The sequence below is a fragment of the Maribacter polysaccharolyticus genome (assembly GCF_028882255.1).
In the GTDB taxonomy this organism is placed as follows: Bacteria; Bacteroidota; Bacteroidia; order Flavobacteriales; family Flavobacteriaceae; genus Maribacter_A; species Maribacter_A polysaccharolyticus.
Genome location: NZ_JARBUY010000002.1, coordinates 608,880 through 627,819 on the forward strand (window position 1 = coordinate 608,880; position 18,940 = coordinate 627,819).

Annotated in this window: 20 protein-coding genes; 5 read left to right on the forward strand and 15 right to left on the reverse strand. The window is 42.3% G+C overall.

Annotation, left to right across the window (positions count from 1 at the left end):
- Positions 1 to 189 precede the first annotated feature (189 nt).
- The 4 genes from PHU20_RS08535 to PHU20_RS08550 are packed head-to-tail and all read right to left on the reverse strand — an operon-like array spanning position 190 to position 4,165.
- Positions 190 to 1,620 carry a CCA tRNA nucleotidyltransferase gene (locus PHU20_RS08535; RefSeq protein ID WP_274824932.1) on the reverse strand — a complete coding sequence of 477 codons (1,431 nt, stop codon included), beginning with the start codon at positions 1,618 to 1,620 and terminating at the stop codon, positions 190 to 192.
- A 60-nt stretch (positions 1,621 to 1,680) separates the two neighbouring features.
- A complete protein-coding gene (locus tag PHU20_RS08540) occupies positions 1,681 to 2,241 on the reverse strand; it encodes an L-threonylcarbamoyladenylate synthase (RefSeq protein ID WP_274824933.1) in 561 nt (186 codons plus the stop codon).
- Complete coding sequence (locus tag PHU20_RS08545; protein ID WP_274824934.1) at positions 2,238 to 3,059, reverse strand: zinc-binding alcohol dehydrogenase; 822 nt, start codon at positions 3,057 to 3,059, stop codon at positions 2,238 to 2,240. Before PHU20_RS08545 ends, PHU20_RS08540 begins: the two co-directional genes overlap by 4 nt.
- Positions 3,060 to 3,061: 2 nt before the next feature.
- Positions 3,062 to 4,165 carry a glycosyltransferase gene (locus PHU20_RS08550; protein WP_274824935.1) on the reverse strand — a complete coding sequence of 368 codons (1,104 nt, stop codon included), beginning with the start codon at positions 4,163 to 4,165 and terminating at the stop codon, positions 3,062 to 3,064.
- Between the two features lie 159 nt (positions 4,166 to 4,324).
- Between PHU20_RS08550 and PHU20_RS08555 the strand changes: the two genes are divergently transcribed.
- Entirely contained in the window at positions 4,325 to 5,143 is an 819-nt protein-coding gene (locus tag PHU20_RS08555) for a glycosyltransferase family 2 protein (protein WP_274824936.1), read from the forward strand.
- Here PHU20_RS08555 and PHU20_RS08560 read toward each other — a convergent pair.
- The gene (locus tag PHU20_RS08560; RefSeq protein ID WP_274824937.1) at positions 5,125 to 5,919 is read right to left on the reverse strand and encodes a glycosyltransferase family 2 protein; all 795 of its coding nucleotides are present in this window, start codon (positions 5,917 to 5,919) and stop codon (positions 5,125 to 5,127) included. The genes PHU20_RS08555 and PHU20_RS08560 overlap by 19 nt on opposite strands.
- A 241-nt stretch (positions 5,920 to 6,160) precedes the next feature.
- On the reverse strand, positions 6,161 to 6,976 hold the full coding sequence (locus tag PHU20_RS08565) for a 2,3,4,5-tetrahydropyridine-2,6-dicarboxylate N-succinyltransferase (protein WP_274824938.1): 816 nt from the start codon (positions 6,974 to 6,976) through the stop codon (positions 6,161 to 6,163).
- A gap of 104 nt (positions 6,977 to 7,080) precedes the next feature.
- On the opposite strand from PHU20_RS08565, the gene ruvX reads away from it, so the two are divergent.
- Genes ruvX through PHU20_RS08580 form a run of 3 tightly spaced genes read left to right on the forward strand, consistent with a single transcriptional unit; the run spans position 7,081 to position 8,564 of the window.
- Entirely contained in the window at positions 7,081 to 7,491 is a 411-nt protein-coding gene (gene ruvX / locus PHU20_RS08570; RefSeq protein ID WP_274824939.1) for a Holliday junction resolvase RuvX, read from the forward strand.
- Positions 7,492 to 8,082, forward strand: a complete 591-nt coding sequence (gene def, locus PHU20_RS08575) for a peptide deformylase (RefSeq protein WP_274824940.1) — start codon at positions 7,492 to 7,494, stop codon at positions 8,080 to 8,082.
- A gap of 56 nt (positions 8,083 to 8,138) precedes the next feature.
- Positions 8,139 to 8,564, forward strand: coding sequence for a DUF5606 family protein (locus tag PHU20_RS08580; protein WP_274824941.1), 426 nt, complete (start codon positions 8,139 to 8,141; stop codon positions 8,562 to 8,564).
- A 112-nt stretch (positions 8,565 to 8,676) separates the two neighbouring features.
- On the opposite strand, the gene PHU20_RS08585 is transcribed toward PHU20_RS08580, so the two are convergent.
- From PHU20_RS08585 to PHU20_RS08625, 9 genes are all read right to left on the reverse strand, one after another.
- A complete protein-coding gene (locus tag PHU20_RS08585) occupies positions 8,677 to 10,293 on the reverse strand; it encodes a family 20 glycosylhydrolase (RefSeq protein WP_274824942.1) in 1,617 nt (538 codons plus the stop codon).
- Between the two features lie 27 nt (positions 10,294 to 10,320).
- The gene (locus tag PHU20_RS08590; protein ID WP_274824943.1) at positions 10,321 to 10,971 is read right to left on the reverse strand and encodes a GDSL-type esterase/lipase family protein; all 651 of its coding nucleotides are present in this window, start codon (positions 10,969 to 10,971) and stop codon (positions 10,321 to 10,323) included.
- Positions 10,972 to 11,201: 230 nt separating this feature from the next.
- Entirely contained in the window at positions 11,202 to 11,780 is a 579-nt protein-coding gene (locus PHU20_RS08595; RefSeq protein WP_274824944.1) for a PepSY-associated TM helix domain-containing protein, read from the reverse strand.
- A 184-nt stretch (positions 11,781 to 11,964) separates the two neighbouring features.
- Positions 11,965 to 13,014 carry an ACR3 family arsenite efflux transporter gene (arsB, locus tag PHU20_RS08600; RefSeq protein WP_274824945.1) on the reverse strand — a complete coding sequence of 350 codons (1,050 nt, stop codon included), beginning with the start codon at positions 13,012 to 13,014 and terminating at the stop codon, positions 11,965 to 11,967.
- Between the two features lie 2 nt (positions 13,015 to 13,016).
- Positions 13,017 to 13,646: an arsenate-mycothiol transferase ArsC gene (locus PHU20_RS08605; RefSeq protein ID WP_274824946.1), complete on the reverse strand. Its 630-nt coding sequence runs from the start codon at positions 13,644 to 13,646 to the stop codon at positions 13,017 to 13,019.
- A gap of 18 nt (positions 13,647 to 13,664) precedes the next feature.
- On the reverse strand, positions 13,665 to 14,552 hold the full coding sequence (locus PHU20_RS08610) for an arsenite methyltransferase (protein ID WP_274824947.1): 888 nt from the start codon (positions 14,550 to 14,552) through the stop codon (positions 13,665 to 13,667).
- Between the two features lie 40 nt (positions 14,553 to 14,592).
- On the reverse strand, positions 14,593 to 14,922 hold the full coding sequence (locus tag PHU20_RS08615; protein WP_274824948.1) for an ArsR/SmtB family transcription factor: 330 nt from the start codon (positions 14,920 to 14,922) through the stop codon (positions 14,593 to 14,595).
- 631 nt (positions 14,923 to 15,553) lie between these two features.
- The gene (locus tag PHU20_RS08620) at positions 15,554 to 16,438 is read right to left on the reverse strand and encodes an SMP-30/gluconolactonase/LRE family protein (RefSeq protein ID WP_274824949.1); all 885 of its coding nucleotides are present in this window, start codon (positions 16,436 to 16,438) and stop codon (positions 15,554 to 15,556) included.
- A gap of 36 nt (positions 16,439 to 16,474) precedes the next feature.
- The gene (locus tag PHU20_RS08625) at positions 16,475 to 17,974 is read right to left on the reverse strand and encodes a TolB family protein (RefSeq protein WP_274824950.1); all 1,500 of its coding nucleotides are present in this window, start codon (positions 17,972 to 17,974) and stop codon (positions 16,475 to 16,477) included.
- 105 nt (positions 17,975 to 18,079) lie between these two features.
- Between PHU20_RS08625 and mazG the strand changes: the two genes are divergently transcribed.
- Positions 18,080 to 18,859 (forward strand): nucleoside triphosphate pyrophosphohydrolase, encoded by a 780-nt coding sequence (mazG, locus tag PHU20_RS08630; protein ID WP_274824951.1) that lies wholly within the window; start codon positions 18,080 to 18,082, stop codon positions 18,857 to 18,859.
- Positions 18,860 to 18,940 lie beyond the last annotated feature (81 nt).

Sequence of the window (18,940 nt, forward strand, 5' to 3'; positions counted from 1 at the left end):
GAATGATGGATGCGTTACTTTTTAAGGTAAGGGGTTATCCCATGATGACGGATCGGGATGGCAATCGGTTTCGGTACCATTCCTTAAGGTCTTTGATATTTGTTTGTAAGGAAAATGTCGTTGGGAAAAGAAAAGTCACATTGCTACCCGTCTTTTATGCATTTCAACTACATTAATTCAAAGAATGGTTCAATTTTTTATTGGGGTCAACCCTATTTCCTTTGCCTTTTGGAGCATAAATTCTTTTGCCGCTGTATGCTCATTGGGAATTTCACCTTCGAGGATCGCTTCTTTTATGGCGGCCTTTAGGATGCCGATTTCCTTGGAAGGCTTTAGATTGAAGGTCTGCATTATTTCTTCCCCTGAGATAGGAGGCTGGAAGTTCCTTACATGATCTCGCTCCTCGACCTCAATAAGTTTTTCACGGACAATTTTAAAGTTGTTTTTATATTTTTTCCGTTTTTTGGCATTTTTGGTCGTAATATCAGCCTCACACAACGTCATAAGGTCGTCAACATACTCACCTGCATCGAAAATGAGTCTTCTCACTGCCGAGTCCGTAGCGAATTCTTCTGCGAGTACAATGGGACGGGAGCTCATCAACACCAATTTTTGAACATATTTCATCTTATCGTTCAAAGGTAAACGGAGTCTTTTGAATAGTTTGTAGACCATTTTCGAACCTACAAATTCATGGGCATGAAAAGTCCAGCCGATTTTTTTATCGAATTTTTTTGTTGGGGCCTTTCCGATATCGTGTAAAAGGGCGGCCCAACGCAACCAAAGGTTGTCCGTTGTTTTGGCAATGTTGTCAACGACCTCCAAGGTATGCCAAAAATTATCTTTATGGCGCTGACCCTCAACTTCTTCAATGCCTTGCAATGCGGTTAATTCGGGTAGGATGAAATCGAGAAGTCCGGTTTTATGCAATAGGGATAATCCAATGGAGGGTTTTTTACTCCCTATTATTTTATGAAGTTCATCCACGATGCGTTCTTTCGAAACGATCTGTATCCGTTCCTTGTTTTCAGTAATGGCCTGTAGTGATTTCAATTCGATGATAAAATCCAATTGGGAGGCAAAGCGAATGGCGCGCATCATGCGCAAGGGATCATCCGAATAGGTGATGCCGGGCTCCAAAGGGGTTCTTATTATGTTGTTTTCCAAGTCGGAAATTCCATTGAATGGGTCAAGGAGTTCTCCGAAATTCTCACTCGAAAGGGATAAGGCCAAGGCGTTTATCGTAAAATCACGCCGTTCTTGGTCTTCCTGCAACGTGCCATCCTCTACATGGGGTTTTCGACTATTGCGATCGTAACTTTCTTTCCGTGCCCCAACGAATTCCAACTCCAGGTCATGATGCCTTATCATGGCCGTTCCAAAGTTCTTGAAAATGGATATTTTAGGGTTTCCCGGAAGTTTTCGGGCTACTTTTTTCGCCAATTCAATGCCACTTCCGACGGCCACGATATCAATATCTTTCGGATTGCCCCGTTTAAGAAAATAGTCGCGTACAAAACCGCCGATTACATAGCTTTCCACTCCAAGTTCATCCGATGCTTCAGAAAGGATTTTGAATATCGGTAAATGCAGTGCTTCTTTGTGGTTGCTTTGTGTCATTTTATTTTAAAAAGAAAAAGCTTCCTTAATTTGGAGAGAAGCTTTTTTGAACGTGATTAATTATTCCCGAATTATTTTTACGGTACCGTCATTGCCCAATTTGATTATGGATGAAGGGGGTCCGTTTTTTTTTTCGTGCTGCAAATTTACGACATAGTCGACACCTTTTAAAATAAGGTCGCTTATTTCATGAAAACCCCTTGGAGTGGGCTCCCCAGCGATATTGGCCGAGGTGGAGATTATGGGTTTCTTGAATTTGTTGATCAGGTATTGGCAAAATTTGTCCGAAGCGACCCTTATGGCGATCGTATTGTCCTGGGCAATGGCATTTTTGGCCAATCCTATTGGCTTGTCATAAATGATGGTCGTTGGTTTGGTCGCCAAATCCAAAATATCGTAAGCTACCTCAGGCACTTTTTCCACGTGCCTTTCCAACATGGCGTCATTGGCTACCAAGCAGATCAGTGCTTTTGAGTCGTTGCGCTTTTTTAAATCATACACTTTTTCAACGGCAGCCGCATTGGTGGCATCACAGCCTATGCCCCAGACCGTATCGGTAGGGTAGAGGATAAGTCCGCCGTTCGAAAGTATTTCAATACAGTTGTTTATTTCGGTCGTCATTCTTTAAAAGATAAATTAAAATGTGCGGTCAGATTTTGCCATTGTTTCCGATTGAGGTCTTTTCCGATATTCTGCTTTTTCAAGGAAATCGTTTGGCTCCCCATGATGGGAATAGGGTGTTTGGGTCGGTTTTCGGCTTGTAGGGAGGTTGTTCCCTGTAAGAGCGACATGGCCTTGAACCAAAGATCGTCGGCCTTTGGAGCCAATTGTTCTATTAAGGCCATATCGGTGACTTTTTCGAAAAGTGAATTCGGGGGGTATAACGCACCTGCAGACCCGATCGGTAAGATCCTATCGGTTTTTATATCGGGGTCGTAATTCGTTGGCCATTGCTTATACGGTAAAATAGTATTGTCGTCGCCGTGGGTTATGACCCGTGTTTGGTTGGCAATAATACAATCTTGGTGTTTTAAATGTTCCCCGTACAATTTTTCCAACCATGTCGTATCATAAATCAAGTCGTCGTCAGAGGTGATGATAATATCATCCGGGTATTTTTGAAGCGATAGTATCAATTTCATGTGGGAGCAGTCCAAAGGCGTAAAGGCAATCTCGAAAATGTTGCCCTTTAATCTTTCCAGGCTTTCGGGGATTTGATTTCGAAGGGATTCATGCACCCATAAGACCACCTTTTTCGGTTTCGCGGTCTGTGAGAGGATACTTCGTATCGTTATATGCACTTTAGTTAACCTCGAAGGTATCGTGGTTAGGGAGACGACTACCGGAATTGTATTTTCATTGCCTTTTAATTGGGCCAAGGAAGTGTATTTTAGCCTCAGCATCCAGTATATTGATTTGGGTATTTCCTTGATTTTCATTGTTAATTCATTTGAGGGCTGAATAATAGGTGTTCGGTTTCCGAGACCATTCGTTCCATGGAAAAATTGTGCTGTATCCAATCTTGTAATTCTTCGGGATGGAACGTTTTATTATTGTTGTAAATATCAAGGATTCCTTGGGCCATGGCCGAAACATCGTCAATGTCGGTCAATATCCCGTACGTACCATGGTCCAGAAGTTCCTCGCTACCGTCTACCCGGGTAGAGACAACGGGAACGCCATGGCTTAAGGCTTCGTTGACCACATTGGCCATTCCTTCATACCTTGAACAAAGCAAAAAGGCATCCATGGCCCTGTACACGGGATTTACATTATCCTTTTGACCTAAAAAATGGATTCTTTCGGTCACATTGGAACTGCTGGCCATTTTTTTGATTTCTTCTTCCAAGGCGCCAGTGCCCACATGGACCATATGGACGTTTTTGGGTAATTGTTCCAAAATCCGGGGTAATTGATCATATCCTTTTTGAACACTCATCCGTCCGACAGATCCTACAATAAACGAATCTTCAGGTAAGTTGAATTGCTTTTTGACAGGAAAGATCTCTTTGCTTTCCGGGATTTGGAATCCGTTATAGATCCTAAAAAGGTTTTCCGCATCGAAAAAACGGGTCGATTCCAGTAAATGTCGTTTTAGGGAATCACTGTTCACGAGTACGATGGCTTTGAACGTATTGAAGACCAACTTATATTTCAGACTGTTCTTTATTTTTCTCTTGATCCCCAAATAGAGGATGGTCCTGGGTACACTGCTCAGATAAGCGGACAAGGAAACCAACCACCAATCTTTCTTTAAGGCGGAAAAAACAACATCGGGTGCTATGCGTTTAAGCAATTTCACATAAGTGGCCACAACAAGGACATTGATGTCCCCTCCTCGGCTATTAACATTGATGACCGACACATTTTTCACATCCTTGAATTTTTCCTGGAATTTGCCCTTAAGCAGGACCACCCATATCCGGTACCCTTTATCGGCAAGGAATTTACAGCGCAAAAGCACATTCTTTTCCACGCCGCCCCAGGTATCCGTAGGACAGAAGAACATTATTTTCTTGTTATCTTTGGGTTCATCAAAAGGCATAGCAATATAATTATAGGGTCAAATAGGTGTGTTTTCTTTTATTGTTAGGTATCTAAGCTTTAACTTTGCACCTTCGCCCGAATGCGACATAGGTTAAATTTGATATGGTCGTGTAAATTCAAAGTTCAAAAATAGGATTTTATTATTCTAAATTGGTGTATGGAAGGAACAAGTATTTCTGTAATCATAAGTACCTACAATTCCGAGGAATGGCTTCAAAAGGTGCTCTGGGGGTTTAATTGCCAAACATTCAGGAATTTTGAGGTAGTGATAGCCGATGATGGTTCGGGGCCAAAGACCAAGGCGTTGATCGATAGCATGTCCAAGGAAGTGTTTTATCCCATTGTACATGTTTGGCAAGAAGATGAAGGGTTCCAGAAATCACGTATATTGAACAAGGCCGTTGTGGCGTGTAATTCCGACTATATCATTATGACCGATGGGGATTGTATCCCTAGGGAAGATTTCGTTCAAGTACATTACATCAATAAAGAGCCCGGGTATTTTATTTCCGGGGGATATTATATGTTGCCAATGAATATTTCCAAAGCGATCACTAAAGAGGATATAGAAAATCAGAATTGTTTCAATATACATTGGTTAAAGGAAAAAGGGATTCCAAAGACCTTTAAGAACAATAAGCTCACGGCAAAAGGATTCCTGTCAAAGATATTCAACACGTTTACCCCCACCAATGCCAGTTGGAACGGGCATAATTCTTCCGGTTGGAAGAAAGATATCGTTAATGTCAATGGATTTGATGAGCGGATGCAATATGGGGGACAGGATAGGGAACTGGGAGAGCGCTTATTTAATTTTGGGATAAAATCCAAGCAATTACGATATAGTGCCGTCTGTGTGCATTTGGATCATAAAAGGGGATACAAAACCCCGGAATCCATTGCTAAAAATATGGAAATACGGAAAGAGACCAAAAGTAAAAAGCTGGTTTGGGCCCATCATGGCATTACCAAATAGTAGGCCAATTCGTTCTTTTTCTCCAGTCGTTTGAGTTCCTTGCAATATTCCAAAACGCCCAATGCGTTCAATTGGCTGATCGTAAATCCTTTTTTACCATCCAAAAAGCCCAATCGTATAATATAGTGGTTAAAAAACTTCCAAGAGGGTTTGGCCAGTAGCAGCAAGTAATTGAATTTTTTTTCGCGATAAAAGGCTTCTTTTGCCTTTAACCTTCCGTAGTTCAGCATTTTTGCTTTGTAATCCTCATGGTTTTTATAACAATAATGCGTGAGTTTTTCCTTGAAGATTCCTGAGGTGCCATTGACAACCAAGGTTTCATGCACTATTTTTTTGTCTGAAAACCGGGCCTTGCTTTTTCTGAACAGTCGGTAGTTTTTGTCCGTTTGCCATCCACTATAGCGCAATGGCTCATTTTGAAACATAAAGTCCCTATAAAACCAATAGGCGGCAATATCCGAATCCCCCGCAACCGTATCCAAGATCTCATTCTTCAGGTTTTCGGAAACCACTTCATCGGCATCCAGAAACAGTATCCAATCATTGTTGGCCTGTTTTAAGGTAAACGATTTTTGGGAAGTGAAATTCGAAAATGGATGTTGAATCACCTTTACCTTAGGGTGGTTTAAAAGGTATTCATAGGTGCCATCCGTACTATAGGAATCGACAACGATGATCTCATCAGCAAAAGAAACGGATTCAATACATTTTTCAATGTACCCCATTTCGTTGTAGGTAATCACTAAAGCGGTTACTTTTTCTTTGGCTTTTGGCATTGTCTAGTTTTCATTGGGTGGTTAGACCAATCGGTACTTTAAATAACAGAAAAAAAACGAAAAAAGTATGCGTGCTACTTAAAATTCCTACATTTTTTCTATCTGAAACCAAAAGTACATATTTTTTATTTCCACGTTAATCAATTGAATGTGAATTAATCACTTTAGTTATAAACAATCGGTAAAACAAAAACCCTACTATGGAGTAGGGTTTTTTGTCGGTTATTTGAAAATGGCAGTTTTAAACCGCAACATCGTATTCGCGAAGTGCGTCGTTCAAAGATGTCTTTTTGTTCGTGCTTTCCTTTCGTTGTCCAATGATCAATGCGCAGGGTACTTGATAGTCGCCTGCGGGGAATTTTTTGGTGTAGCTTCCGGGTATTACGACCGACCTCGCAGGTACCAGACCTTTTCGTTCCACAGGGCTATCACCGGTTACATCTATGATTTTGGTAGAAGCGGTAAGGACCACATTGGCACCCAATACGGCTTCTTTTTCAACACGGACACCTTCCACTACGATACATCGGGAACCTACGAATACGTTGTCCTCTATGATTACCGGAGCAGCCTGTAGGGGTTCTAGGACCCCGCCAATGCCAACACCGCCACTTAAATGTACATTCTTGCCAATTTGGGCACAACTACCAACGGTAGCCCAAGTATCGACCATGGTGCCTTCATCGACATAAGCACCGATATTCACATAACTGGGCATTAAGATAGTGCCAGCGGAAATATAAGCGCCGTGTCTGGCTACGGCATGGGGTACCACCCGAATGCCTTTTTCTTTATACCCCTTTTTTAAAGGAATCTTGTCATGGTATTCAAAAATCCCAGCTTCAAGGGTTTCCATTTTTTGAATGGGGAAATACAGGACTACACCTTTTTTTACCCATTCATTGATCTGCCAACCATCGGCACCGGGTTCGGCACAACGCAGTTTTCCGGCATCCAATAAATCGATTACTTCCCTAATGGCTTTTTGGGTCGCGGCTTCTTTCAATAGTGCCCTATCTTCCCATGCTTTTTCTATGATCTGTCTTAGTTCTGTCATTTTGCTTCTTAAAATTTTGACAAATATAAGGGCAGAATCCTGAATTGATCCTGTGTTTTTATAGTTATAACAATTTATGGTTTATTTTTGCCAAAAACTAGGATTTGGGTAGGATCGTTGCTTTGGATTATGGTAAAAAACGCACTGGAATCGCAATCACGGATGAATTGCAGATCATTGCTTCAGGGCTGACTACCGTAAATACCCCGGAACTCATTGCTTTTTTAAAGAAGTATGTGGCCGAGGAAAATGTTGAGCGTTTTGTGGTAGGGGAACCCAAACAGATGGATTATACTCCCTCCCAGGCAGAGGAGTTGATAACCCCTTTCCTAAAGCATTTGGGCAGGACATTTCCTGACATACCCATTGAAAGACAAGATGAGCGTTTTACCTCAAAAATGGCATTCCAGTCCATGATCGATGGTGGAATCAAAAAGAAACAACGCAGGAATAAGGCGTTGATAGATGAAATAAGTGCAACCCTGATTTTACAGGCTTATATAAATAAAAGATAAATGGTATTACCTATTGTCGCTTATGGTGACCCCGTGTTACGAAAAGTAGGAAAGGAGATTGAAAAGGATTTTCCCAAATTGGATGAATTGATAGCTAATATGTGGGAGACCATGTACAAGGCCAGTGGGGTGGGCTTGGCGGCCCCACAGATAGGGCTTCCCTTACGGCTTTTCGTCGTTGATGCGACCCCTTTTGCGGATGATGAAGAACTGACCGAAGCTGAACAGAAAACCATTAAAGGATTTAAGAAAGTATTCATAAATGCCAAGATAGCGAAGGAGACCGGTAAGGAATGGGCGTTTAATGAAGGCTGTCTTAGTATCCCCGATATCCGTGAGGATGTTTTGAGAAAAGACACGATCAACATCTCCTATGTGGATGAGAACTTCAACGAACATACCGAAACCTATGACGGGGTTTTGGCCAGGGTGATCCAGCATGAATACGATCATATCGAAGGTATCCTGTTCACCGATAAATTATCTTCTTTGAAAAAGCGCTTGCTTAAGGGCCGATTGGTCAATATAACCAAAGGGAAAGTAGATGTGGACTATCGCATGAGATTTCCGAACATTAAAAAAGCCAGATAATTTAACGTAGTTATTTATTGAAAAGTAGCATCTTTGCAGCTGAAATTTTTTAAGGAATGAGTTTAGAAAAAATATTGTCGATAGGAGGGAAACCGGGACTTTATCAATTACTGACCCAAACCCGTTCAGGTTTTGTGGCCGAATCCTTGTTGGATAAGAAACGTGTTACCGTGAGTGCACATAGCAATGTGAGCGTATTGTCAGAGATCGCTATTTACACTTTGGATGAAGAAATTCCCTTGGGGGAAGTATTCCAAAAAATACTGCTAAAGGAAAAAGGGGGGAAAACCGCCATAGGGCATAAGGAAGACAAACTTAAATTGGAGGAGTACTTTTTCGAAGTATTGCCCAATTATGATGAGGACCGTGTGTACCCCAGTGATATCAAAAAAGTCATTCAATGGTATAACATCCTTCACGAGAACGGCATTACCGAATTTGTAAAGGATTCGGATTCCGAAAATGCCTTGGAGGAAGAATAAATTCCCGATACGGAAAGCAAATAAAAAAAAGCCCTGACTTGGTCAGGGCTTTTTTTATTTTACGGGGTCACGAAGCATTGCGTGTTTATGTTTATTCGCGCAAGGGGCAAGGTCATTCATCTTGTGGTTCATTCCCGTTGGTGTTTTCGTTTTTTTTCCAATCGATAAGGGGAGAAGCATAAAAGTTCACCTTATGGCGGTCTAAATAAGGGGTTTGGTTGGCCAGGCGTACCTTGTAATTTTCCCAGTCCCGATTTTCCTTGGTCGTCCATCCAAGTTCGGAATATCCGATAATACGGGGAAACGCCAAATATTCCAATTCCCCGATATTGCTTATGGTTTCGGACCATAAAGGGGCTTCGATACCTAGGATATTGTCCATGGGGATGCCTTCATATTCCTCCGGTGTCCATATATAGGCCGAATCGACCGGGATATAGGCGGCCCAATGCAGGCCATGTTTTGACAGGGAATCATATTGCATATCCAGATAGGCTTTTTTTGCTGGGGAAAGTATGATCTTCATTCCCCTTTTTACCGCTTTTTGGGCGTTTTTACCATTCGACCAATATTGTGAGATCGAGGTAGTGTCGACCTTGGCGGAAGCAATTTCATCCCATCCGATCATCCGTTTGCCGTGTTTTTGCACGATTTTCTCCACTTTTTCGACAAAATGGATATAATCGTTTTTTTTGGTCACGTGGCTTTCATCCCCTCCGATATGAAAATAAGGCCCAGGGGTTATGGCGGAAATCTCCCGTACCACATCATCGATAAAGGCGTAAACGGTATCTTTTCTTGTGTCAAATGTGCTAAAGCCGACATGGGTGCCTTCATAAGGCTTTACGATTTTGCCATTTCCGTTCAGAAAAGGATAGGAGACCGATGCCGCATTGGTATGTCCGGGCATATCCACCTCCGGTATAATGGTCATATGGTGTCTTGCCGCATAGGCAACGATTTCCTTATAGTCTTCTTGGGTGTAGAACCCACCGGATTCCCCACCGACTTCCGTGGCTCCCCCGATTTCGGTCAATTTCGGCCATGATTTGATTTCAATTCGCCAGCCTTGGTCATCGGTCAAGTGTAAATGAAGTACGTTTATTTTATAGTAGGCCAAAAGATCGATATACTTCTTTACATCGGCAACACTAAAGAAGTGTCGGGCCACATCGAGCATGGCTCCGCGAAACCCGAACGTAGGTCGGTCGATGATCTTACCCGATGGTATTGGCCATATACGTTGCTCGGCCAGGGTGTCGTTGCCCACTTCCGGAATTATCTGGCGTAAGGTCTGTATCCCCCTGAAAGCACCTACTGCCGTATTCGAGTTTATAATGATCGAATCCTGGGTAATGTAAAGTTGGTAAGATTCCGGGGCTTTAAGTTCCAGACTGTCTGACTGATTGATATAGATAATACGCTCGATAGGATTGGTTCCTTCTTCATTGACAGGAATATCCAAATCTATTTTAGCCTTGATCTTATCGGCTAAATAGTGTCCTATTTCGGCGAAGCCTTCATCTTTTTGGTTGGTATGGATAGCCGTGTAACGGTCTAATCCAAAGGCTTTGTTCGTTGGGATTACCTTGAGCGGTTTTGGAATCATGTTCCCTTCGGCCAAATCGGTAGGGGGGAATTCAATAGGTTTCCGCTCTTCTTGACAGGCCGTAATCAAAGCAATGATACAGAGCATGGACAAGATTCTTGTTACAATGGGTTTAATCATGGTTAATTGGCTTAAGCGATTGTTGATTTAATTGTCAATGAATGGTTCTAAGGCAGAATGCCAAATGTCATATCCTTTGGCGTTCATGTGAAGGCCGTCTTCGATGAATAAGTCCGGAATCAATTTCCTTCCATCTAACATGGGGCTCCAAATGTCTGCATAGGATATGAGCTTATCGGTTTTGCAAAACTTTTTGAATTTGCGATTCAGGCGTTGGTATTTGCGTCTTAACTTCCAGCGGGCCAAACTTGGTTTGGTAGAAATAAGGATGATTGCCGTGGTCGATGAATTAGTGCGTATTTTATCAATGAGTTGTTGTATCGTAGTTAAGATGGCCTTTGTTTTTTTTCCCGAAGCGACATCATTGTCACCTTCATAAATAAAAACCTTGCTGGGATTATACCTTAGGATCAAGTCATCGGAATATGCCAAAAGGTCTGTTGCTTGCGAACCACCAAAACCTGAATTGATGATTTGGTGATCGGGAAATCTCTCTTGTAGGTCGTGCCACATGCGTATACTTGAACTTCCCGTAAAAACGATTGTTTCGGTGTCGGTATGCGATAAGGGGGCGTACTTTTTTTTAATTTGCGCCACTTCATTTTCAAAGGGTGTCGGATTTTGGGAATACCCTAGAAGGGCCATAAAAAATACGAAAGCGGGTATATAAAATCTCATTCCGAATATTTGCTTTTAAATATACTCCTAATCTTTTGAAATTTGAAAACTTGTCAGGTTTCAATTCCCCATAGCATGCATAATTCACAAAATTGGGATTAAGCGGTAACGCTGGGATCCGGTTGTAAAGGGCACTACTTGACCAATTGATCGGATTCTTACCCTAGGGATAGGTACGTGCGTCTTTTGACCGCCTTTTGTTTTTGAATGAAATAACGGTCATTTGAAATTTAACGTCTTACCTTGCTTTTTCTCATCCTTTTTGGACCGTACCAAAGCCAAAATCCCGTAATCGTAAAAATGAGTAGGGCAATGGCCATTATAGAGGTGTAAACCACTTTTATCTGACCGTCCGAGGTATTGAAATACTTATCGAGGATAGAACCATCGTGGATGTTCTCGATAACGTCGCTATACCTTTTGTCTACATGCAAGACTTCTCCTGTGGCTCCATCGAGTTGAATGCCCCAAAAGTGCTCGTCAAAAACAAATTTTACCGTACCTTTTCCCTTACGTACATCAATACGATCGAGTTTGGTGGAAAGGCTAGGGGAGACGGAATCATGTAAGACAGCAATAGCTTTTATATGCAAACTGTCCAGGGGTAACCATTGCTTAAGATCTGTTGAGGAACCTACATAGGTTTCGGGCAATAAAACCCCGTTGCTGTGTTTTTTCCAACCTAAGAGTAAGGCGGTTATCGATACAAAAAAGAAGAAGATGAAAAGTGCTGCACCGGTGAGACGATGGATTTTTCGAAATATCCTTAACGTCTGGGCTTGTTTGATCCTTTTGTTGGGTTTTGTCATCCTCGTTTGAAATAATCAACTTGAAACTGTCCAATACATATCATCCACATAATTTTTTTTATCGAAACAATTCCATTCCTTGGTTTGGGTAGTCAAAGAAACAAAAATATCCTTTTAACCGAATCTAAAAAAAACACTGACTTAAAAATCAGTGTTTTTTTAGATGGTATTCCATTTTAAGGCCTTAGGCAATCGCTTTTTTATAATATTTTTTACGGAGCCAAAAAGCTATCCTAACCAATAAAATGAGGGCAGGTACTTCGACCAAAGGTCCTATGACCCCTGTAAATGCCTGTCCGGAATTAAGGCCGAATACGGCAATGGCAACGGCAATTGCCAATTCAAAATTATTACCGGCAGCAGTGAATGCTACGGCAGCGGTTTTGTCATATTCCGCTCCCATGGCTTTGGTAAAGAAGAATCCAATGAAGAACATGAGGCTGAAATATACCAGAAGCGGTACGGCTATGATAAGGACATCCATAGGGATTTGAACGATCAATTCACCTTTTAGGGAGAACATCACAATGATGGTGAACAACAGAGCGATCAAGGTCAAAGGAGAAATGGTAGGGATGAATTTCTTCGTGTACCATTCTTCCCCCTTGAGTTTTACCAATAGCAACCTACTTAAAATGCCCAACAAGAAAGGTATGCCTAAATAGATGGCCACGCTTTCAGCGATAGTACCTATGGATATGTCGACGATGGCACCTTCAAAACCAAAATAAGGAGGCAGTACGGTAATGAATATCCACGCGTAGAAGCTATAGGCGAATACTTGGAAAATACTGTTCAGCGCCACTAAACCTGCTCCATACTCGCTACTACCTTCGGCCAGATCATTCCATACAAGGACCATGGCTATACAACGTGCCAAACCTATCAATATGAGTCCTACCATATATTCGGGATAATCCCTTAAAAAAGTAATTGCCAAAATGAACATTAAAACAGGGCCGACGATCCAATTCAAAATAAGTGAGATGGATAAAATCTTGGTGTTCCGAAATACTTTTGGCAAGAGTGCATAGTTGACCTTCGCCAAAGGAGGGTACATCATTAAGATCAATCCGATTGCTATGGGGATGTTCGTGGTTCCGCTACTGAATGAATTGATGATGTCAGGAAATGAAGGAATAAAATAACCGATACCGACCCCCAAAGCCATTGCAATGAAAATCCAAAGGGTAAGGTAGCTGTCCAAGAAACTTAATTTTTTAATCGTTGCCATTTTTAAGAATTGATTTGGGAGAAAACATAGAATAATTCAGTAGCGATCTGTAGACTTCTTTCGCTGTATTTAGCTGCTTGTAGCGGCGTATTGTCAAAAGCCTTGGGATCTTCAAAAGTTATGGGAATCCTTTTTTCGGCCCCAACAATGAACGGACAGCCGCCATCTGCCTGTGAGCACGTCATGATAGCCGCAAATCCTGACGCCGGATTGAATGCACTGTCCAGTTTTTTGGAAAAACCAATGACAGGGTGTTCATTCTCCCCATATTTGATGCTATAGACCGGGTTTGTCCCTTCGGAAAGTTTTTCGATTTGAAATCCGGAATCCTGTAGGGTCTGTACCACCATCGGAAAAAGGGCCGTTGCCTCGGTGCCTCCGGAATAACAGCGAACGTTGGGGATGTTAAAGTGATGGGCCAAGGTCTGCGCCCAAATTTGCGATAAATGGCTTCGCCTCGAATTGTGGGTGCAGATAAAGTTTATCCTGATGTCTTTTTTATCATTTACCTTTGATTGTATAAAGTCGATCAACGGTTGAAGGGTTTCTTTACGCTCGTTGGATATTGTTTCTGTTTTGAGCGTGGAAACAATGTTCCCTATTTTTTCAAACAAGCAATCTGTGGTTGTCATTTTCTTTTTTATTTAAATTTAACAGCACCCGCTATTTGGGTTACATGATGATTCCGGTTTTATTTCGGAAAGTGTGATTTTTTCTTTTTCCATTGCTGTTCCCGGTTTTTCCGCATAAACCGTGATACTGAATATTCCTGTTTCCCCTTTATTGAAAGTCTTTACTTCCTCCGGACTAAGGTATTTGATAAGGATGTCCTCAGGAATCACGATGGGTTTTTCTTTTTGGATCTTTAAGTTTTTAAATCCACGCCCTATCATTATTTGTAGGTAATCCTCTTTTTGGATGGCACCTGCGACACAGCCGGCGTACATTTCGGCATCCTCCCGAAGGGAATCGGGTAATTCGCCTACCAAAACAATATCGGAAACACTAAAATGTCCACCAGGTTTCAACACCCGGTACATTTCGGAAATAACTTTTTCCTTATTGGGGACGAGGTTCAACACACAGTTGCTTACCACAACATCGGCGACATTATCATTAACGGGCATGTCATCAATATCTCCCAACCTGAACTCTACGTTGTTATAACCCAGTTTTTCGGCATTGTTTCGGGCCTTAGTTATCATATTGGGGGTAAAGTCTATTCCGATGACCTTCCCTTCACTTCCGGTTTCGTGTCGGGCTACAAAACAGTCGTTACCGGCTCCGGAGCCCAAATCAATGACCGTATCCCCTTTATGAATGTCGGCGAATTGTGTAGGTAGTCCACATCCCAATCCTAAATCGGCTTCTTCGGCATAACCCTTGGTGTCGGTATAATCATCCATCATGATGTTATATACTTTATTGGATGGAGTGGTGGCCCCGCAACATGAGGAGGCGTTTTCAACTTTTCCCTGTTCTGCGATTTTTGCGTATTTTTCTTTAACGATGTTCTTCAGTTCTTGTTCTTTTTCCATAGTTTATACATGTTTCGTTAATAGCTTCAAAATGAAAATATCAGCAACATTTTCCGGTCGTGATGTCCTGGTCCAAAAAGTCAAGCATGATTTTTTTCATTTTCGACCAATTTTCAACATCGATGCAATAGCAGATACTTGTCCCTTCCACATTGCCCTTAATCAATCCCAATTGTTTCAATTCTTTCAAATGTTGTGAAATTGTAGGTTGGGCCAATCCTATTTCTTCCACCAAGTCACCACAGATACAACCTTCTATTCTGAACAAGTGTTGTAAAATGGCAACTCTTGCAGGGTGTCCAAAGGCTTTTGAAAACAGCGCTATTTCATTCTGAAGATCGGTGAACATTTCGGTTTTTGTAAGTCCCATTTTGTTTTTTTATAAATTCATTGCAATATTACGATGAATTCTCGGAAAGGCAAAAGAATTCCATCTTTTTGTTTCGTAGTATTAGGTTGGGCCATCGGGATGGCGAATGCATGTTATGTGAACCTTTCTGCCATTCGTTTTAGGATGATATTAGACATCGGTTTCGAGGTGGAATTGCTTTTAGTAACTAGGCTATTCAGTGCGGGACATTTGTAGGGGCAGGTTTTGGAGTCGCCAAAAAGGACCGTGCCATGGGGTACCGGATCATAAGTTCCCTTTAGGCCTGCCAATGCGGAAAAGTTAACGGTAGTCCTATGGGCAGAGGGGCTTTTTTTCTTCTAAGGTTATCGACACTTCCGCATTTCCAAAAGGTTCCGCAAAGGTATTGGAGATCGTCCTGCCATTATGGACTAAGGGCCAATTGCCCCAACAAGCCCCTGTAAAGGGAGGTCCCTATCGAATATATCATCGAATAGGGTGGTAATAAAGGCTTCAGTGTGCTTTTGAACAGTGCTTTTGCAATCGAATGTGTTTTACAACGTTTAAAGTTAAACCCGCAACACGTTAAGTGCTTTGAACTCACTTTCTGCGGTTTCATCTACAGGACGAAGCATTAAAATAAATGACTTTTTCAATGGGCCCCCGTTACATTCATATCCAGAATGTACACCGAATTCATAGCGGTGATGAAGAGTTTGTTGTGTTCTTTGCCTCCGAAGGTGACATTTGCCGTCCATTTCCGATCAATGGGAATATGATGTATTTGTTCCCCTCTATTATTGAAAACAGTAACCCCATCCCCTGTAAGATATACATTTCCTTTACTATCCAATGTCATTCCGTCGGAACCCATGGCGGCAAAAAGTTTTTTATTGGTTAGAGCATTGTTCTCGGTAATCGAATAGGAATAGGTCTTATCATCTCCGATGTCGGCAATATAAAGGGTTTTCCCATCAGGGCTACCGATAATTCCATTTGGGCGGACAAAACCATCGGCAACTATTCTAAGGTTTTTTTTGTCCGGGGTCAGGTAGTAAACCCGGCTCGCTGCTTGTTCCGGTTCCTCATGTTCCCACCATGGTCTTTTGTAAAAAGGATCTGTGAGGTATATCCCGCCTTTCGAATCGATCCATAGGTCATTGGGGCCATTCATTTTTTTATTGTCAAAACCATCAACCAGGATAGTTATATTCTTTTGTTTGTCAATGAGCCATAATTCGTTCTTTTCGTCGGCACAGGCGATGAGATTACCATCATTGTCGAAATAGAGCCCATTGGAACGTCCTGAGGGTTTTAAGAAAATTTCCAAGGTGTTGTCACTTGCAGACCATTTGACGATTTGGTCATTGGGCTGGTCGGTAAAATAGACATTGCCCTCCTTGTCGGCAGCTGGTCCCTCGGTGAATTCATACGCCGATGCGATTAAAACCGGTTCAGCATTCTCGGGTATGATCGAATTTTCTTGGGAAGTGGCGTAAAAGCATGTACCGACAAGAAAAAGTAATCCGTTAAACATACGGGAAGAAAAGATTTTAAAGGGGTTCATTGTTTTTTATTTAACAGGGTGATAACTCACAAAAGCCAATTTTTTACTATCAGGTGACCAAGAGGGTACATTGATGGTTCCTTGACCTCCGAACAATTTTGCCAAAACGGTCACTTCTTTTGTTTTTAAATCCATTAGCCGCAGCATGACGTCTTTATTGGGAGGGTGTGCACCTGCAGGCACGTCGGTACCGAAAGTAACATAAGCTATCCATTTTCCATCGGGGGAAGGGTGGGCAAACCAATCGTTATAGGCATCCGTGGTAACCTGTTCCTGATCCGTACCGTCAGGCTTCATCCGCCATATTTGCATCGTTCCCGTTCGCGTGGAATTAAAGTAGATGTATTGGCCATCAGGGGAATAATCCGGGCCGTCATCGAGTCCTTTGGCTGAGGTAAGGCGTATTTCTTTGCCCCCTTCAAAAGGAATGGTGTAAATATCGTAATTGCCACGACGTTCCGCACAATAGGCCAAAGTTTTACCGTCTGGTGACCAACCATGCCAGTAAGAAGGGGCTTTGGAGGTGATTTTTTTGGGGTCCCCTCCTTCGATCGGAAGGGAATAGATCATTGAATTCCCGGTTTCAGTTTCATCGCTGATCACTATTTGTGTCCCATCCGGTGATAGTCCGTGGTCATTGTTGATCCTATGGGCAAAACCGGTAGGGATTTGTTCTTGTACACCGTTTGCAATATTCATTTTATACAGCAGGCCTTCACTATTGTAGATTAAATATTTGCCATCGGGGGTCCAATTGGGGGCTTCGATATGGCTTTGGGTATGGTAAACCTCACTGCGGTCCAAGGAAACGATATCAAGGATTTCCAGACTGCTTTCGACCTTGGTGACGGTGTTGATTGGTGCTAAGTTCCGCTCAAATACCACGTTCTTGAATTTCATGGTTTCAAGAACCTCCCTATTATGCGAACAAACCCCAAGACCAATATAAAAAGGGGATTTTAATGGCAGGCGCAAAGAACCTCCGGCAATCTCCATTTTATTTTGCGAATAACCGGTATACATGGTATAATAATCCCCAACTTTCCGTATTTGGATTTTGTCCGGTGCCCGATCCTTACATCGTATTTCACGCGACAATCCGCCTTTGGTTTCCCTGAATTGCATGGCGGTGAGTCCGTTTCCTTGTAATGTGACATTGACATATGGGGCATCCGGTTCCAGGTTTTGACGAATCATTAAACTGGCCTTTCGGTGGGGGTCGGTATCCTCACCCATCATTTCAATAAGTGCCGACAGGGATATATTTCCCGATGTTTTTTTCCAAATAAAATGGAATTCATCGGTACGGGACCCTATGTCCGTGCCGCTTCCCGAGACGGTATAGGTGTTGTCCTGGGCATCATAACTGGCCCAACCTTTGTGTTGGACCTGGCCGATATCATTGTGGTTGTCAAAAATGCCCAAGCTACTGGATTTTGGGGGTTGTCCAGAAACCACTGTCGTCATAACAGCTATAAGTACCATATGGACAGGTTGAATTTTCATTGCTTTTCAATGATGTTTTTAGGAGATATAAGGTAATTAAAAAATGTGTGATAAAGCCTTTAGAAATAAACTAATTGTATTCGTACTTTTGCCAAAAGCATATCCATGGATTCTAGAGCACTTCAGTTAAAGGCATTCGATCGTTTATTGACCATTATGGATGAACTACGGGAACAGTGCCCGTGGGACAAAAAACAGACCATGCAGACCTTAAGGCATTTAACCATCGAGGAGACCTATGAATTGGGGGATGCCATTCTTGAAAATGATTTGGTCGAGGTCAAAAAGGAGTTGGGCGATTTATTGCTCCATATCGTTTTTTATGCAAAAATAGGTTCTGAAACCCGTGATTTCGATATCGCCGATGTCTGTAACGGTATCTGTGAGAAATTGATCCATAGGCACCCGCATATTTACGGAGACGTAAAGGTGAAGGACGAAGAGGAAGTAAAAAGGAATTGGGAGAATATTAAGCTGAAAGAAGGTAAAAAAAGTGTTTTGGAAGGCGTGCCTAAGGGCTTGCCTGCCTTAGTAAAAGCCAATCGTGTCCAGGATAAGGTGGCCGGGGTGGGATTCGATTGGGAAGAACCCCAGCAGGTATTCGAGAAATTGAAAGAGGAACTTGGCGAATTGCAGGATGAAATAAAGGCCGGGAACTCCGATAAAATGGAAGCGGAGTTCGGCGATGTCTTGTTTTCGATGATCAACTATGCCCGTTTCCTCAACATTAACCCTGAGAATGCCTTGGAACGGACCAATAAGAAGTTCATAGATCGGTTCCAATATTTGGAAACCAAAGCAAGGGAAGCCGGAAAATCCTTGAAAGAAATGACCCTCGGGGAAATGGATGTCTATTGGGAAGAGGCCAAAACCCTGTCGGAATAGTCAATAGGTGCCATGGATCTTTTTGAGGGAATTTACGCCCGCTTCGGCAAGATTCGCACGGGTCCAACAGGGCCATTGCCT

Excerpts from the sequence above, each read along its gene's own strand:
- PHU20_RS08535 (WP_274824932.1), bottom strand. The coding sequence starts at position 1,620 with ATGACACAAAGCAACCACAAAGAAGCACTGCATTTACCGATATTCAAA.
- PHU20_RS08540 (WP_274824933.1), bottom strand. The coding sequence starts at position 2,241 with ATGACGACCGAAATAAACAACTGTATTGAAATACTTTCGAACGGCGGA.
- PHU20_RS08545 (WP_274824934.1), bottom strand. The coding sequence starts at position 3,059 with ATGAAAATCAAGGAAATACCCAAATCAATATACTGGATGCTGAGGCTA.
- PHU20_RS08550 (WP_274824935.1), bottom strand. The coding sequence starts at position 4,165 with ATGCCTTTTGATGAACCCAAAGATAACAAGAAAATAATGTTCTTCTGT.
- PHU20_RS08555 (WP_274824936.1), top strand. The coding sequence starts at position 4,325 with ATGGAAGGAACAAGTATTTCTGTAATCATAAGTACCTACAATTCCGAG.
- PHU20_RS08560 (WP_274824937.1), bottom strand. The coding sequence starts at position 5,919 with ATGCCAAAAGCCAAAGAAAAAGTAACCGCTTTAGTGATTACCTACAAC.
- PHU20_RS08565 (WP_274824938.1), bottom strand. The coding sequence starts at position 6,976 with ATGACAGAACTAAGACAGATCATAGAAAAAGCATGGGAAGATAGGGCA.
- def (WP_274824940.1), top strand. The coding sequence starts at position 7,492 with ATGGTATTACCTATTGTCGCTTATGGTGACCCCGTGTTACGAAAAGTA.
- PHU20_RS08580 (WP_274824941.1), top strand. The coding sequence starts at position 8,139 with ATGAGTTTAGAAAAAATATTGTCGATAGGAGGGAAACCGGGACTTTAT.
- PHU20_RS08585 (WP_274824942.1), bottom strand. The coding sequence starts at position 10,293 with ATGATTAAACCCATTGTAACAAGAATCTTGTCCATGCTCTGTATCATT.
- PHU20_RS08590 (WP_274824943.1), bottom strand. The coding sequence starts at position 10,971 with ATGAGATTTTATATACCCGCTTTCGTATTTTTTATGGCCCTTCTAGGG.
- PHU20_RS08595 (WP_274824944.1), bottom strand. The coding sequence starts at position 11,780 with ATGACAAAACCCAACAAAAGGATCAAACAAGCCCAGACGTTAAGGATA.
- arsB (WP_274824945.1), bottom strand. The coding sequence starts at position 13,014 with ATGGCAACGATTAAAAAATTAAGTTTCTTGGACAGCTACCTTACCCTT.
- PHU20_RS08605 (WP_274824946.1), bottom strand. The coding sequence starts at position 13,646 with ATGACAACCACAGATTGCTTGTTTGAAAAAATAGGGAACATTGTTTCC.
- PHU20_RS08610 (WP_274824947.1), bottom strand. The coding sequence starts at position 14,552 with ATGGAAAAAGAACAAGAACTGAAGAACATCGTTAAAGAAAAATACGCA.
- PHU20_RS08615 (WP_274824948.1), bottom strand. The coding sequence starts at position 14,922 with ATGGGACTTACAAAAACCGAAATGTTCACCGATCTTCAGAATGAAATA.
- PHU20_RS08620 (WP_274824949.1), bottom strand. The coding sequence starts at position 16,438 with ATGTTTAACGGATTACTTTTTCTTGTCGGTACATGCTTTTACGCCACT.
- PHU20_RS08625 (WP_274824950.1), bottom strand. The coding sequence starts at position 17,974 with ATGAAAATTCAACCTGTCCATATGGTACTTATAGCTGTTATGACGACA.
- mazG (WP_274824951.1), top strand. The coding sequence starts at position 18,080 with ATGGATTCTAGAGCACTTCAGTTAAAGGCATTCGATCGTTTATTGACC.